General features: G+C 69.1%; 11 protein-coding genes. 9 read left to right on the top strand and 2 right to left on the bottom strand.

Going from position 1 to position 13,035, the window contains the following annotated elements; translation table 11 throughout:
- The first annotated feature begins 58 nt into the window (after positions 1-58).
- Positions 59-1,438, top strand: a complete 1,380-nt coding sequence (locus QRN16_RS17845) for a D-alanyl-D-alanine carboxypeptidase family protein (RefSeq protein WP_285188674.1) — start codon at positions 59-61, stop codon at positions 1,436-1,438.
- 12 nt (positions 1,439-1,450) lie between these two features.
- Here the strand turns inward: QRN16_RS17845 and yhjD are convergent, their stop codons facing one another.
- On the bottom strand, positions 1,451-2,473 hold the full coding sequence (gene yhjD, locus QRN16_RS17840) for an inner membrane protein YhjD (RefSeq protein WP_285188673.1): 1,023 nt from the start codon (positions 2,471-2,473) through the stop codon (positions 1,451-1,453).
- Between the two features lie 5 nt (positions 2,474-2,478).
- On the bottom strand, positions 2,479-3,522 hold the full coding sequence (gene trpS / locus QRN16_RS17835) for a tryptophan--tRNA ligase (RefSeq protein ID WP_056447663.1): 1,044 nt from the start codon (positions 3,520-3,522) through the stop codon (positions 2,479-2,481).
- Positions 3,523-3,632: 110 nt separating this feature from the next.
- On the opposite strand from trpS, the gene QRN16_RS17830 reads away from it, so the two are divergent.
- The 8 genes from QRN16_RS17830 to QRN16_RS17795 all read left to right on the top strand — a co-directional run bounded on the left by QRN16_RS17830 (position 3,633) and on the right by QRN16_RS17795 (position 12,979).
- Positions 3,633-4,649, top strand: a complete 1,017-nt coding sequence (locus QRN16_RS17830; protein ID WP_285188670.1) for an aldose epimerase family protein — start codon at positions 3,633-3,635, stop codon at positions 4,647-4,649.
- Positions 4,650-4,841: 192 nt separating this feature from the next.
- Entirely contained in the window at positions 4,842-5,831 is a 990-nt protein-coding gene (locus QRN16_RS17825; protein ID WP_056447659.1) for an ABC transporter substrate-binding protein, read from the top strand.
- A gap of 1 nt (position 5,832) precedes the next feature.
- On the top strand, positions 5,833-7,458 hold the full coding sequence (locus tag QRN16_RS17820) for a sugar ABC transporter ATP-binding protein (RefSeq protein ID WP_285188666.1): 1,626 nt from the start codon (positions 5,833-5,835) through the stop codon (positions 7,456-7,458).
- Positions 7,455-8,561, top strand: a complete 1,107-nt coding sequence (locus QRN16_RS17815) for an ABC transporter permease (RefSeq protein ID WP_285188664.1) — start codon at positions 7,455-7,457, stop codon at positions 8,559-8,561. Before QRN16_RS17820 ends, QRN16_RS17815 begins: the two co-directional genes overlap by 4 nt.
- On the top strand, positions 8,558-9,601 hold the full coding sequence (gene yjfF, locus QRN16_RS17810) for a galactofuranose ABC transporter, permease protein YjfF (RefSeq protein ID WP_285188662.1): 1,044 nt from the start codon (positions 8,558-8,560) through the stop codon (positions 9,599-9,601). The genes QRN16_RS17815 and yjfF overlap by 4 nt, the downstream gene beginning before the upstream one ends.
- Entirely contained in the window at positions 9,598-10,626 is a 1,029-nt protein-coding gene (locus QRN16_RS17805) for a LacI family DNA-binding transcriptional regulator (RefSeq protein WP_027503751.1), read from the top strand. Before yjfF ends, QRN16_RS17805 begins: the two co-directional genes overlap by 4 nt.
- Entirely contained in the window at positions 10,623-12,305 is a 1,683-nt protein-coding gene (araB, locus tag QRN16_RS17800; RefSeq protein WP_285188660.1) for a ribulokinase, read from the top strand. Before QRN16_RS17805 ends, araB begins: the two co-directional genes overlap by 4 nt.
- Positions 12,302-12,979 carry an L-ribulose-5-phosphate 4-epimerase gene (locus QRN16_RS17795; protein WP_285188659.1) on the top strand — a complete coding sequence of 226 codons (678 nt, stop codon included), beginning with the start codon at positions 12,302-12,304 and terminating at the stop codon, positions 12,977-12,979. Before araB ends, QRN16_RS17795 begins: the two co-directional genes overlap by 4 nt.
- Positions 12,980-13,035: the final 56 nt, after the last annotated feature.

Here is a 13,035-nt window from a genome sequence, read left to right as displayed (position 1 = left end):
GGACACACCCGGTCACCCGGGGCGGCGTGCGCGAGCGCGCCGCCTAGGGTGACCGGTGATGAACATTCACGACCGCACCGGACGCGGCCGACGGACAGCCGCGGCGATCGCGACGGCGGTCGTGCTCGTGGGTACGCCGGCACTCCTTCCGAGTCTCGCCGGGGCGCAGCCCGCACCGCCTCCGACGTCCACCCCGTTCCGGACGCCCGACACCGACGCCTGTCCCCACCGTGACGTGCCACCACCGGCCATCGACGCGTCCGAGGTCCCCGCTCCCGGCGACGCGGAACCGCAGCCCGTACCCGTCCCGGCCGAGACGGTCGGCGGCGAGGAACTGGCGGCGTGCGGTGTGATCACCGCTGCCGGTGCGCCCGCTCTTCCCGCAGACATCTCGGCGGCGGGATGGGTGCTCACCGATCTCGACTCCGGCGCGGTGATCGCGGCGAAGGATCCGCACGGCCGGTACCGGCCGGCGAGCACGATCAAGGTCCTGCTGGCGCTCGTCGCGCTCGACGAGCTCGATCTCGATCGCACCGTGGTGGCCACCGCGGAGGACGCGGCCGCCGAGGGCAGCGCGGTGGGCATCGGTACCGGCGGCGTGTACTCGGTGCGCCAGCTGATGCAGGGGCTGGTGATGGCGTCGGGCAACGATGCCGCGCACGCCCTCGCCGTCCAGCTCGGCGGCGTCGACACCGCCGTGGAGAAGATGAACGCGAAGGCCCGTGAGCTCGGTGCCCTGGACACGCGCACCTCGTCGCCGTCGGGTCTCGACGGACCGGGCATGGCCTGCTCACCCTACGATCTGGCGCTCATCTTCCGGGCCGCGATGGACGATCCGACCTTCGCCGAACTCGTTGCCACCGAATCGGTTCCGTTCCCAGGCTATCCCAAGGACGCGTCGAAGCCGGACAACCCCTCACGGCCCGACATGCCCGGCGTGCCGGTGAACCCCGATCTGCCGCTCAACGAGGACCGGCCGGGCTTCACCCTCGCCAGCGACAATGCGCTGCTGTTCAACTACCCGGATGCACTGGGCGGCAAGAACGGCTACACCGACGACGCACGCCAGACCTTCGTCGGCGCGGCCGAACGCGGTGGCCGCCGGTTGGCCGTGTCGCTCATGAATGCCGACGTGCTGCCCATCCGGCCCTGGGAGCAGGCCGCCCGCCTGCTCGACTACGGCTTCACGCAGCCTGCCGACACGGTGGTGGGCACCCTGGTGACCGGGAGCCCGGACGCGGCGGCGGCGCCGACCTCGTCGACCCCCGCCTCGACCGCGCCGACCGATCGGCGGACCGAGGCGAGCAGTGGCGGCGCCTATGCCGGAGTGGACGACGAGAGCGAGGTGGCGATCAGGGTCGGTGCGGGAGTTCTGGGTCTGATCGTCGTGATCGGGCTCCTCCTGTGGGCGCGCACGCTGCACCGCAGACGGTCCTGACCACGCTGCACGTCAGCGTCGGCGCCGGCCGCGCCATCCGCCCAGGCCGAGCACGGTGAGCACGCCGGCGCCGACGAGAGCTGCCGCACCGGCGGGTGAGACCCCTTCGCGGACCACCACCTGCGGTGCGATCACCGCACTGTCGGGCACGGCGGGTGCCGCGAGGGACAGGTTCTCCGTGGCCGTCGCCGCCCACGCCGTCGAGAACAAGAGGAAGCGTGACGTCGTGAAGGCGAACACGAGGATGCCGATGATCGGTCCGAACGTGGCACCGGCCGGACCGGACGTGACGCTCTCGAGGTAGACCGCGCCGACCTGCTTGAAGATCTCGAACACCACGGCCGCCAACAGCGCGGCGCGTGCCGCGCTGCTCACGGTCACGGGCTCACGGGGCAGCCGGGCGATGACCCACACGAACAGTGCCCACGTCGCGGCGATCGCCAGGGCGAACGACGCGATCTGCACGGCGACGCCGACACCGGGAACATCGTCCAGATCGACGGCCTTCAGGAGTGCGGGGACCACCGACCCGCTGGCCACCGCCGACAGGCCGAGCGAGATCACCAGGGCCAGACCCAGACCGAGCAGCGCTCCGAGATCCTTGGCCTTGGTGGCCAGGAAGCTGCCCGCCTCGTGCGGCGTCTCCCACATCGCGGTGAGCGCCTCCCGCAGATTGGCCGTCCATCCGAGGCCTGCGTAGAGCGCACCCAGGAGACCGATGATGCCCACGCTGGTGCGCGACTCGATGGCACTCGAGACCAGTTCGTTGATGGTGCCCGCGAAACTCCCGGGAACGTTCTCGGCGATCTGGGACTGCAGTTCCGTCAACAGGTCCGGCCGGGAGGCCAGAACGAAGCCCACCACGGCGAACGCGACCATCAGCAGCGGGAAGAGGGCCAGAACGCTGAAGTAGGTGATACCCGCGGCGTAGTAGTCGCCCTTCTGCTGCTGGTACACCGAGCCGGCCCGCGCGAGGTGATCGAACCACGGCCACCGCCGTCGACGTTCCTCGATGATCGCCGCGAAGTCCGGCATGGCGCTCAGCCTTTCGGTGGAAGGAATCCGACCCTGTCGTACACCTGTGCCAGCGTCCTGGACGCGATCGAGCGTGCGTGCTCGGCCCCGTCCCGAAGAATCCGGTCGAGTTCGGCCGGATCGTTCATGTACTCCGTGAACGCCGTGCGCACCGGGGCGGAGAACGCCGACACCGCATCCGCGGTGTCGCTCTTGAGATCACCGTATCCCTTTCCGACGTATCCCTCGACGAGCGTCGCGACCGGCGTGCCGGTGAGGGCGGACTGGATGGTGAGCAGATTGCTGACACCGGGCTTCTCCGCCGTGTCGTAGCGGATCTCACGCTCGTTGTCAGTGACCGCCGAGCGAATCTTCTTGGCCGACACGGCGGGGTCGTCCAGGATGTCGATCCGGCCCGACACGCCGGAGCCGGACTTGCTCATCTTCGCCGTCGGCTCCTGCAGGTCGTAGATCTTCGCGATACCGGTGACGATGTGCGCCTCCGGCACGACGAACGTCTTCTTGTAGCGCGAGTTGAAGCGTTGGGCGAGATCGCGGGTCAGCTCGAGGTGCTGGCGCTGGTCCTCCCCCACGGGCACTCGCTGCGGGCGGTAGAGCAGGATGTCCGCGGCCTGCAGCACGGGGTAGGTGAACAGGCCCACACTCGCCTGATCGCTGCCCTGGCGTGCCGACTTGTCCTTGAACTGCGTCATGCGGCCGGCCTCGCCGAATCCGGTGATGCAGTTGAGAACCCATGCGAGTTGGGCGTGTTCGGGTACATGGGACTGCACGAACAGCGTGGAGCGCGCGGGGTCGATGCCGACGGCCAGCAACTGCGCTGCGGCGCGGCGAGTCCGGGCGCGCAACTCCTTCGGATCCTGCGGCACCGTGATGGCGTGCAGGTCCGGAATGAAGTAGAAGGCGTCGTACTCGTCCTGCAGTTCGACCCATTGCCGCACCGCGCCCAGGTAGTTGCCCAGGTGGAAGGAATCCGCCGTGGGCTGGATGCCGGAGAGCACTCGGTGCCGAGGTGCGACTCCTGCGCTGTCGGTCGCGGTGTCGGTCGTCATGATCTACAGATTCAATCACCTCTGGTCGCAGGGTCCGCGCCATGACCGTCGCAGGGTCTGCGCTATGACCGTCGTAGGGTCTGCGCTATGACCGTCGTAGGGTCTGCGCCATGACCACTGACAGGACGTCCGACACCGCCGTGACCATCGGCTCGGCGCCGGGGATCGAGGTGGAGGTGCTGCCGTACGGTGCGACCCTGCTGCGCCTGACAGTCACGGGCGGGGACGGTGTGCGCCGCGACGTGTCGGTCGGCGTCGCCGGCGAAGCCGAGTTGCGCGCGGGCACGGACTACCTCGGGGCGACCGTGGGGCGCTACGCCAATCGCATCGCGCACGGGCGATTCGACCTCGACGGTGAGCGGGTGGAGGTGTCGCGCAACGACGGCGACAACCACCTGCACGGCGGAGTCGACGGCTTCGACTCCCGCACCTGGACGGTGGAGCGGGTCACCGCTGACGAGGTGGAACTGTCCCTGGTGAGTCCCGACGGCGACCAGGGCTACCCCGGCGAGGTGCGGGCACGCGCCGTCTACTCGGTCCGGGGAGACACGATGCGCATCGAGTACCTCGCGCAGACCTCACGTACGACAGTGGTGAACCTGACCAGCCATGCGTACATCGATCTCGACGGACGCGGTGTCGACGACCTCGAACTGCAGGTGGAGGCGGCCTCGTTCGTGCCCGTGGACTCCGCGGGAATTCCCACGAACGGTGTCGTCCCGGTCGACGGCACGGCACTCGACCTGCGGCTCCCGCGCCGCATCGGCGACGTCGTCCGGTCCGACGATCCTCATGTTGCGGCCACGCGAGGGGTGGACCACAACTTCGTCCTCGACGGACCCGAGGACGGCGGGGAGTTGCGCCGCGCCGCGCGTGTCACGTCGTATCGCAGCGACACGACGCTCGAGGTGTGGACGAATCGGCCCGGGCTGCAGGTCTACACCGGCAACTTCCTCGACGGCAGCACCGTGTCCCGACGCGGTACCGCGCTGCGTCAGGGCGACGGACTCGCGCTCGAGCCCCAGTTCTTCCCCGACAGCCCGAACCGGCCGGCGTTCCCGTCGGCCGTCCTGCGCCCGGGCGAGACGTCTCGCTGCGTGATCGAGTACAGGTTCGCCGCGCGATAGTCGGCCCACCTCCAGCCTTCCCGCGGTGTGGTCGTCCGGCCCTGCCGCCTCACGACCGGCCCATGATGCCACTGATGTGAGCGTTCACATCGAGTTTCGGCAATGTTCGCGAACCTCTTGACGCGGAGGAATGTTAACGCTCACACTCTGTGTCACGCGTCACACGGAGTGATGCCTACAGAGGAGACCACGATGACGTCGAAGAGAGTCGTTGCAGCGAGCACGTTCCTGGTGAGCAGTGCGCTGATCCTGAGTGCCTGCGGCGGCGGAGGCGACTCCGCGAGCGGCGGAGGCGGGACCGTCCTGGGGTTCTCGCAGGTCGGAGCCGAGAGCGGCTGGCGCACCGCCAACACCACGTCGATCCAGGGCGCGGCGAGCGAGGCCGGAATCGATCTCAAGTTCTCCGACGCACAGCAGAAGCAGGAGAACCAGATCAAGGCCATCCGCACCTACATCCAGCAGAAGGTGGACGTGATCGCCTTCAGCCCGGTCGTCGAGACGGGCTGGGAGCCGGTGCTGCAGGAAGCGAAGCGCGCGAACATCCCCGTGATCCTCACCGACCGCTCGGTCGACACGACGGACGAGTCGCTGTACGCCACGTTCCTCGGATCCGACTTCGTCGCCGAGGGCGTCAAGGCCGGCGACTGGCTCGTCGAGAACAGCGCGACGTCGGACGTCAACGCCGACGGACGCATCAACGTGGTCGAGCTCGAGGGCACGACGGGTGCCGCACCGGCCATCGATCGCGCCGAGGGCTTCCGCGAGGCCATCGCCGCACAACCGACCATCGCCATCTCCAAGTCCCAGACCGGTGACTTCACCCGCGACGGCGGCAAGCAGGTCATGGAGTCGTTCCTGAACTCCGACAAGGCCATCGACGTGGTCTACGCCCACAACGACGACATGGGCCTCGGCGCCATCGAGGCCATCGAGGCGGCCGGCCTCGTCCCCGGCAAGGACATCAAGATCATCACCGTCGACGCGGTCAAGGACGGCATGCAGGCGCTGGCCGACGGCAAGATCGACTACATCGTCGAGTGCAACCCGCTGCTCGGACCGCAACTGATGGACCTGACGAAGAAGGTCGTCGCCGGCGAAGAGGTACCCAAGCGCGTGGTCACCGAGGAGACCACCTTCACCCGCGAGCAGGCCGCCTCCGTGCTCGCCGACCGCCAGTACTGACATGAGCACCGAGATGATCGTCCCCCCGCCGACCACGACGGCGACGGAACCGATCGTGGAGATGACGGACATCTCCATCACCTTCGGCGCCGTCCGTGCCCTCGACAGCGTCTCCCTGCGGCTCTACCCGGGCGAGGTCCACTCGCTGATGGGCGAGAACGGTGCCGGCAAGTCGACGTTGATCAAGGCGCTCACCGGCGTCTACCCGATCGACAGCGGCACCGTCACCGTCGACGGGACCGTGCACGAGTTCGCGAGTCCGGCGGCCGCTCAGGCCGCCGGCATCAGCACGGTGTACCAGGAGGTCAACCTCCTGCCCAACCTCACCGTGGCCGAGAACATGCTGCTCGGGCGCGAGCCGCGGCGGCTCGACCGACTGCTCGGCAGCACCGGCGGCGCGGTGCGCACCGTTCTCGACGCCGTGGGCGGTATCGACACCCGGGCGATGAACCGCCGCGCACGTGCGACGCTCGATCGACTGGGCCTCGCGGTCGATCCCGCGTCGGTGCTCGGCGATCACCCCATCGCCGTGCAGCAGTTGATCGCGATCGCTCGTGCGGTGGACGTCGACGCCCGCGTGCTCATCCTCGACGAGCCCACCTCCAGCCTCGACAAGGACGAGGTGGAGACCCTGTACGGGGTCATCGAGCGGCTGCGGGACGCGGGTACGGCCGTCGTCTTCGTCTCCCACTTCCTCGACCAGGTCTATCGCATCTCGGATCGCATGACGATCCTGCGCAACGGACGCCTGGTGGAGGAGCGGTCGGTGGCGGACACCCCGCAACTGACCCTGGTGGAACTGATGATCGGCCGGGAACTCGACACCCTGCGCGAGTTGGACGACCGCGAGCCCACGGTGGTCGATCCCACCACCGAACCCGTCATGGAGGTGCTCGGCCTCGGCCGCAAGGGCGCCCTCGAGGCTACGGATCTCCGGCTGTACGCCGGGCAGGTCGTCGGCGTCGCGGGGCTGCTGGGATCGGGCCGCACCGAACTGGCGAGGTTGCTCGGCGGGGCGGACCGCGCAGATTCCGGCACCATCGAGATCCACTCCACCCGTCGACGTTTCCGCACACCACGCAACGCGGTCGATCGACGGGTCGCGCTCACCAGCGAGGACCGCAAGGCGGACGGCGTCGTGGGCGACCTGACGGTGGCCGACAACATGATGCTCGCGCTCCAGGCCACTCGTGGGTGGATGCGCCCGATCCCCCGCGCCACCCGCACCGCCCTGGTGGAGAAGTACATCACTGCACTCGACATCCGCCCCGCGGACCCGAACGCGTTGATGCGCAACCTCTCCGGCGGCAACCAACAGAAAGTGCTGCTCGCGCGCTGGCTCGTCACGGAACCGGAGATCCTGATCCTGGACGAGCCCACCCGCGGAATCGACATCGGCGCCAAGGCGCAGATCCAGGCTCTCGTGGCCGATCTCGCCGAACGCGGGATGTCGGTCGTGTTCATCTCGGCCGAGCTCGAGGAGATCCTGCGCCTCAGCGACCGCGTCGTCGTGATGCGCGATCACCACCTGATCGACGAGCGCGTCAACCGAGGAGTCTCCGTCGACGACGTCCTCGCGACCATCGCGGCGGGAACCCGCGCAGACGACAGGAGTTCCGAGGCATGACCGACACTCTGGGAGTACGACCGACGTCGACTCCCCCGCCACGGCCGGCGTCCGACGCCCCGGCCGGTCGCCGGACCCCGGGATGGATGTCGCACCCGGTCGTCTGGCCGCTGCTCGCCCTGATCGCGCTGATCGTCGTCAACGTCGTCGCGACACCGGACTTCCTCGACATCAGGATCGAGAACGGTGGCCTGTTCGGCAACGTCGTCGACATCGCGCGGAACTCCGCACCGCTCATCCTCGTCGCGGTGGGCATGACGCTCGTGGTCGCGACCCGCGGCATCGACCTGTCGGTCGGCGCCGTCGCCGTCATCGCGGCGGCCGTGGCCTGCACCCGTATCGCGGCCGCCCCGGACGAGGGCGCCGTCACCACCGTCGTCATGGCCGTCGTGTGGGCACTGGGAGCCAGTGTGCTGCTGGGCCTGTGGAACGGACTGCTGGTGTCGGTGTTCGGGATTCAGCCGATCATCGCGACCCTGGTCCTCATGGTGGCCGGCCGCGGCCTGGCCATGCTCATCACGGACGGTCAGATCACCACCGTGCAGGACGGGGCCTTCAGCTCGCTCGCCTCGGGGATCGTCCTCGGACTCCCCGTGGCACTGCTGATCGCGCTCGCCGTCGTCGTGGTGACCGCCCTGCTGACCCGCCGTACCGCCCTCGGCATGCTCGTCGAAGCGGTCGGCATCAATCCCGAGGCCAGTCGCCTCGCGGGAGTGAGCGCCCGCACGATCGTGTGGACCGTCTACGTCTTCGCGGCGACATGCTCCGGCATCGCCGGTCTCATCATCGCCGCCAACACCAACTCGGTGAACGCCAACAGCCTCGGTCTGTGGATCGAGCTCGACGCGATCCTCGCCGTGGTGATCGGCGGCACGGCACTCACGGGCGGACGCTTCTCGCTCGCCGGCACCGTGGTCGGTGCGCTGCTCATCGGCACCCTGACCCGCACCATCCCGAATCTCGGCATCCCCTCCGAGGCCAACTACCTCTTCAAGGCTCTGGTCGTCATCGTCGTCTGCCTCCTGCAGTCACCGCGTGCCCGAGCGTCACTGCTGGGCCTTCGACATAGGAGACCGACGACTCGAAAGGCGGCCCGGTCATGACCGATCTGCTGACACGCCCCCCGGCCACCTCCACCGCGCCGTCCCGCTGGGACCGCATCCGGCGCTATTCGCCGCCGAGCAGGTTCCTGCCGGTCATCGCCACCTTCGCGTTGCTCGTCGGCCTGTTCGGCGTCGGCGAGATGCGCTACCCCGGCTTCGCCGACCCGCAGCTGTTCCTCTCCCTGTTCGTCGACAACGCGTTCCTGATCGTCCTCGCTGTGGGCATGACCTTCGTCATCCTGACCGGCGGTATCGATCTCTCGGTCGGCTCCGTCGTGGCGCTGTCGACCATGATCGCGGCGCGCACACTGCAACTCGGCTGGTCCCCCTTCCTCGTCATCGCGGCCGTGCTGCTGTGCGGCACGCTGCTCGGCACCACGATGGGCGTGTTGGTGCACTACCTCCAGATCCAGCCGTTCGTCGCCACGCTCGCCGGCATGTTCCTCGCCCGTGGTCTCTGCTACATGATCGGCGTCGAGTCCATCCCCATCACCGACGAGACGTTCAGCTCCATCGCGTTCGCCGTGATCGAGCTCCCGGGCGGCTACACCATCACGTGGAGCGTCGTCATCGCACTCGTGACCGTCGCGGTGGCGGCCTACGTCCTTGCATGCACCCGTTTCGGCCGGTCGGTCTACGGCATCGGCGGCAACGAGGCGTCGGCCGTGCTGATGGGACTGCGTGTGGCGGCGGTGAAGGTGGGTGTCTACTCGATCAGCGGTTTCTGCGCCGCGCTCGGCGGACTCCTGTTCGCGTTCTACGCCCTGTCGGGTTACAGCCTCCACGCGGTCGGCATGGAGCTCGACGCGATCGCCGCCGTCGTCATCGGTGGGACGCTGCTCACGGGTGGCCGAGGCTACGTTCTCGGCTCGGTCGTCGGTGTCCTCATCCTCGGTGCCATCCAGACGTTCATCGCGTTCGACGGGACCCTGAGTTCGTGGTGGACTCGGATCACGGTCGGAACACTGCTGCTCGTCTTCGTCGTCGCTCAGCGTCTGACCACGGTGCCGCGGGCCCGCTTCCGTCCGAGGCGAGCATGACCACCACGACCGGCACGGACGGTCGACCTCCCGTCATGGCCGACGTCGCCCGGCTCGCCGGCGTGTCCCATCAGACGGTCTCCCGAGTCATCAACGGACAGAACAACCTTCGTCCGGAGACTCGGGAACGGGTCCAGCGCGCCATCGACCAGCTCGGGTACCGGCCCAACCGGGCCGCCCGCGCCCTGGTGACGAAGCGGTCGGCCACCATCGGCATCATCGGCTCCAAGCTCGGATTCTGGGGCCCGAGCACCACCCACCGCACCGTCCAGAGCGCCGCCCGCGAGGCCGGTTTCTCGGTCAGCGCTGTCAGTCTCACGACCCTCTCGCGCGACGAGCTCGTCGACGCGATGCACCACCTGCACGACCAGGGCGTCGAGGGCATCGTCCTCATCGCCGCGACCGACGACGCGGTGGCCGCGGCGCGCTCCGAGGAGGCGGTGGTGCCCGTCGTCGTCGTGGAGGGCGATCCGCTGACCTCGCGCTGGACGGTCGGCATCGACCAGGTCGGCGGCGCCCGCCTGGCCACCCGTCACCTCGTCGATTCCGGACATCGACGCATCGCCCACCTCGCGGGTCCGCTGGGTTGGGCCGAGGCTCGCGCGCGCGAACAGGGGTGGCGGGAGGTCCTCGACGAGGCGGGGCTGCCGTGGACCCCTCCGCTCCGTGGTGACTGGTCCGCGCGCAGTGGGTTCGAGCGCGGCTCCCGGTTGGCGGCCGATCCCGACGTCACGGCGGTGTTCTGCGCCAACGATCAGATGGCGCTGGGCCTGCTGCGTGCGTTCCACGAGCACGGCCGTCGGGTGCCGGAGGACGTGAGCGTCGTGGGCTTCGACGACATCCCCGAAGCCGCCTATCTCATCCCTCCGCTGACGACGATCCGACAGAATTTCACCGAGGTGGGCCGACGCGCCATCGAGATCCTGCGAGCGGCGATCGACGGGACCGGCGGTCCCGAGACGCAGATCGCTCCGGAACTCGTCGTGCGCGCGAGCACCACCCGAGCCACAGGAGAACAGCCATGACGACGCCCGATCACGAGACCTACACCATCGGAGTCGATTTCGGCACATTGTCCGGACGGGCCGTCGTCGTGCGGGTCTCCGACGGCGCCGAACTCGGCACGGCCGTGCACGAGTACCGACACGGAGTCCTGGAGTCGACGCTGCCCGGCGGCTCCGTGCGGCTCGGCGACGCCTGGGCACTCCAGGTTCCCGACGACTACCGCGACGTGCTCCGCACCGCCGTCCCGGCCGCCCTGCGCGATGCCGGTGTCCCACCCGACCGAGTGGTCGGTATCGGGACCGACTTCACGGCGTGCACGATGGTGCCCACACTCGCCGACGGCACCCCGCTCGACGAGGTCGCGCAGTTCGCCGATCGGCCGCACGCCTACGTGAAGCTGTGGAAACACCATGCGGCACAGGGCCAGGCCGATCGCATCAACGCCCTCGCCGCGGAGCGCGGCGAGACGTGGCTCCCCCGCTACGGCGGACTGATCTCGTCCGAGTGGGAGTTCGCCAAGGCGTTGCAGATCCACGAGGAGGACCCCGAGGTCTACGACGCCATGGAGCGGTGGGTCGAGGCGGCGGACTGGATCGTCTGGCAGCTGTGCGGACGCTACGTCCGCAACGCCTGCACGGCCGGCTACAAGGGCATTCTCCAGGACGGCGAGTACCCGTCGGCCGAGTTCCTCACCGCCCTGGCACCCGGGTTCGCCGCGTTCGTCACCGACAAGCTCGACCAGCCGATCGGCGAACTGGGTTCTCGTGCAGGATCTCTGACCGCCGAGGCGGCCGCGTGGACCGGACTGCCCGAGGGAATCGCCGTGGCCGTCGGCAACGTCGACGCGCACGTCACGGCGCCGGCGGCCCGCGCAGTGGAACCCGGGCGCATGGTGGCGATCATGGGCACCTCCACCTGTCACGTCATGAGCGCCGACGTACTGCGGGAGGTTCCGGGGATGTGCGGCGTCGTCGACGGCGGCATCGTCGCGGGGTCCTACGGGTACGAGGCCGGGCAGTCCGGAGTCGGCGACATCTTCGGATGGTTCACGCGCACCGGGGTTCCTGCCGACTACCGCGACGCTGCCGCCGAGGCCGGCGAGTCGGTCCACGAGTACCTGACCCGGCTGGCGTCCGAGCAGGAGGTCGGCGAACACGGGTTGGTGGCCCTCGACTGGCACAGCGGCAACCGATCCGTCCTGGTCGACCACCGACTGTCGGGACTGTTGCTGGGTACGACTCTCGCCACCAGGCCCGAGGACATCTATCGGGCACTGCTCGAGGCCACGGCCTTCGGCACGCGGGTCATCGTCGAGACCTTCCGCGCCAGCGGTGTTCCGGTCGAGGAGTTCGTCGTCGCCGGCGGACTGGCGAAGAACCCACTGCTGATGCAGATCTACGCCGACGTGCTGCGCATGCCGCTCTCGGTCATCGGGTCCGACCAGGGTCCGGCGCTGGGATCGGCGATCCACGCGGCAGTCGCGGCCGGCTGCTACGCCGACGTGCCCGTGGCCTCGAAGGCGATGGGCCGCGTGCACCGCGGCGCGTACCAACCCGACGAGGGCCGGTCGCAGGCCTACGACGCTCTGTTCCGCATCTACTCCGATCTTCACGACCACTTCGGACGTCAGGTGTCCACCATGCGCGACCTGCGGGCCCTCCGCAGCGACGTGCTCGACCGGAAGGCGGTTCGACGATGACCGTTCTCGACAGCGCTCGCGGCACCGCGGAGGCGGTCCGCGCCGAGGTGTGCGCGCTGCACGCCGAACTGGTGCGGTACGGACTGGTGGTGTGGACCGCCGGCAACGTGTCCGCTCGGGTCCCCGGCCACGACCTCTTCGTGATCAAGCCGAGCGGCGTCTCCTACGACGACCTCACCCCCGAGAACATGGTGCTGTGCGATCTGCACGGCACCGTGGTCGAGGGCGATCATGCCCCGTCCTCCGACACCGCGGCCCAGGCCTACGTCTACCGCCACCTCGATCACGTCGGCGCCGTGGTGCACACCCACTCCCCCTACGCGGTGGCGTGGGCCGCCCGCGGCGAGCCGATCCCGGTGGTCACCACGATGTGCGCCGACGAGTTCGGCGGCGACATCCCCGTCGGACCGTTCGCCGCGATCGGTGACGACTCGATCGGACGCGGCATCGTCGACACGCTGCGTGGCAGCAGGTCGCCCGCCGTGCTGATGCAGAACCACGGCGTCTTCGCAGTGGGCCCGACGGCGCGGTCCGCCGTCAAGGCAGCGGTGATGTGCGAGGACGTCGCACGGTCGGTGCATCTCGCACACCAGCTCGGCCGGCCGCTGCCCATCCCGCCGGACGCCGTCGACGCACTGCACGACCGCTACCAGAACGTGTACGGCCAACGCTGAACCGCCGCAGCACCACTCGCTCCGCACCCGACTTCACCCGCACTCGTTCCACCGCC

It is taken from the genome of Rhodococcus sp. MEB041, assembly GCF_030208955.1.
Taxonomy (GTDB): Bacteria; Actinomycetota; Actinomycetes; order Mycobacteriales; family Mycobacteriaceae; genus Rhodococcoides.
Note: the sequence above shows the minus strand (reverse complement) of the source record. Positions and strands in the feature narration are given on the sequence as shown.

What these genes read in the sequence shown, in the direction of transcription:
- QRN16_RS17845 (WP_285188674.1), top strand. Translation starts at nt 59, where the DNA reads ATGAACATTCACGACCGCACCGGACGCGGCCGACGGACAGCCGCGGCG.
- yhjD (WP_285188673.1), bottom strand. Translation starts at nt 2,473, where the DNA reads ATGCCGGACTTCGCGGCGATCATCGAGGAACGTCGACGGCGGTGGCCG.
- trpS (WP_056447663.1), bottom strand. Translation starts at nt 3,522, where the DNA reads ATGACGACCGACACCGCGACCGACAGCGCAGGAGTCGCACCTCGGCAC.
- QRN16_RS17830 (WP_285188670.1), top strand. Translation starts at nt 3,633, where the DNA reads ATGACCACTGACAGGACGTCCGACACCGCCGTGACCATCGGCTCGGCG.
- QRN16_RS17825 (WP_056447659.1), top strand. Translation starts at nt 4,842, where the DNA reads ATGACGTCGAAGAGAGTCGTTGCAGCGAGCACGTTCCTGGTGAGCAGT.
- QRN16_RS17820 (WP_285188666.1), top strand. Translation starts at nt 5,833, where the DNA reads ATGAGCACCGAGATGATCGTCCCCCCGCCGACCACGACGGCGACGGAA.
- QRN16_RS17815 (WP_285188664.1), top strand. Translation starts at nt 7,455, where the DNA reads ATGACCGACACTCTGGGAGTACGACCGACGTCGACTCCCCCGCCACGG.
- yjfF (WP_285188662.1), top strand. Translation starts at nt 8,558, where the DNA reads ATGACCGATCTGCTGACACGCCCCCCGGCCACCTCCACCGCGCCGTCC.
- QRN16_RS17805 (WP_027503751.1), top strand. Translation starts at nt 9,598, where the DNA reads ATGACCACCACGACCGGCACGGACGGTCGACCTCCCGTCATGGCCGAC.
- araB (WP_285188660.1), top strand. Translation starts at nt 10,623, where the DNA reads ATGACGACGCCCGATCACGAGACCTACACCATCGGAGTCGATTTCGGC.
- QRN16_RS17795 (WP_285188659.1), top strand. Translation starts at nt 12,302, where the DNA reads ATGACCGTTCTCGACAGCGCTCGCGGCACCGCGGAGGCGGTCCGCGCC.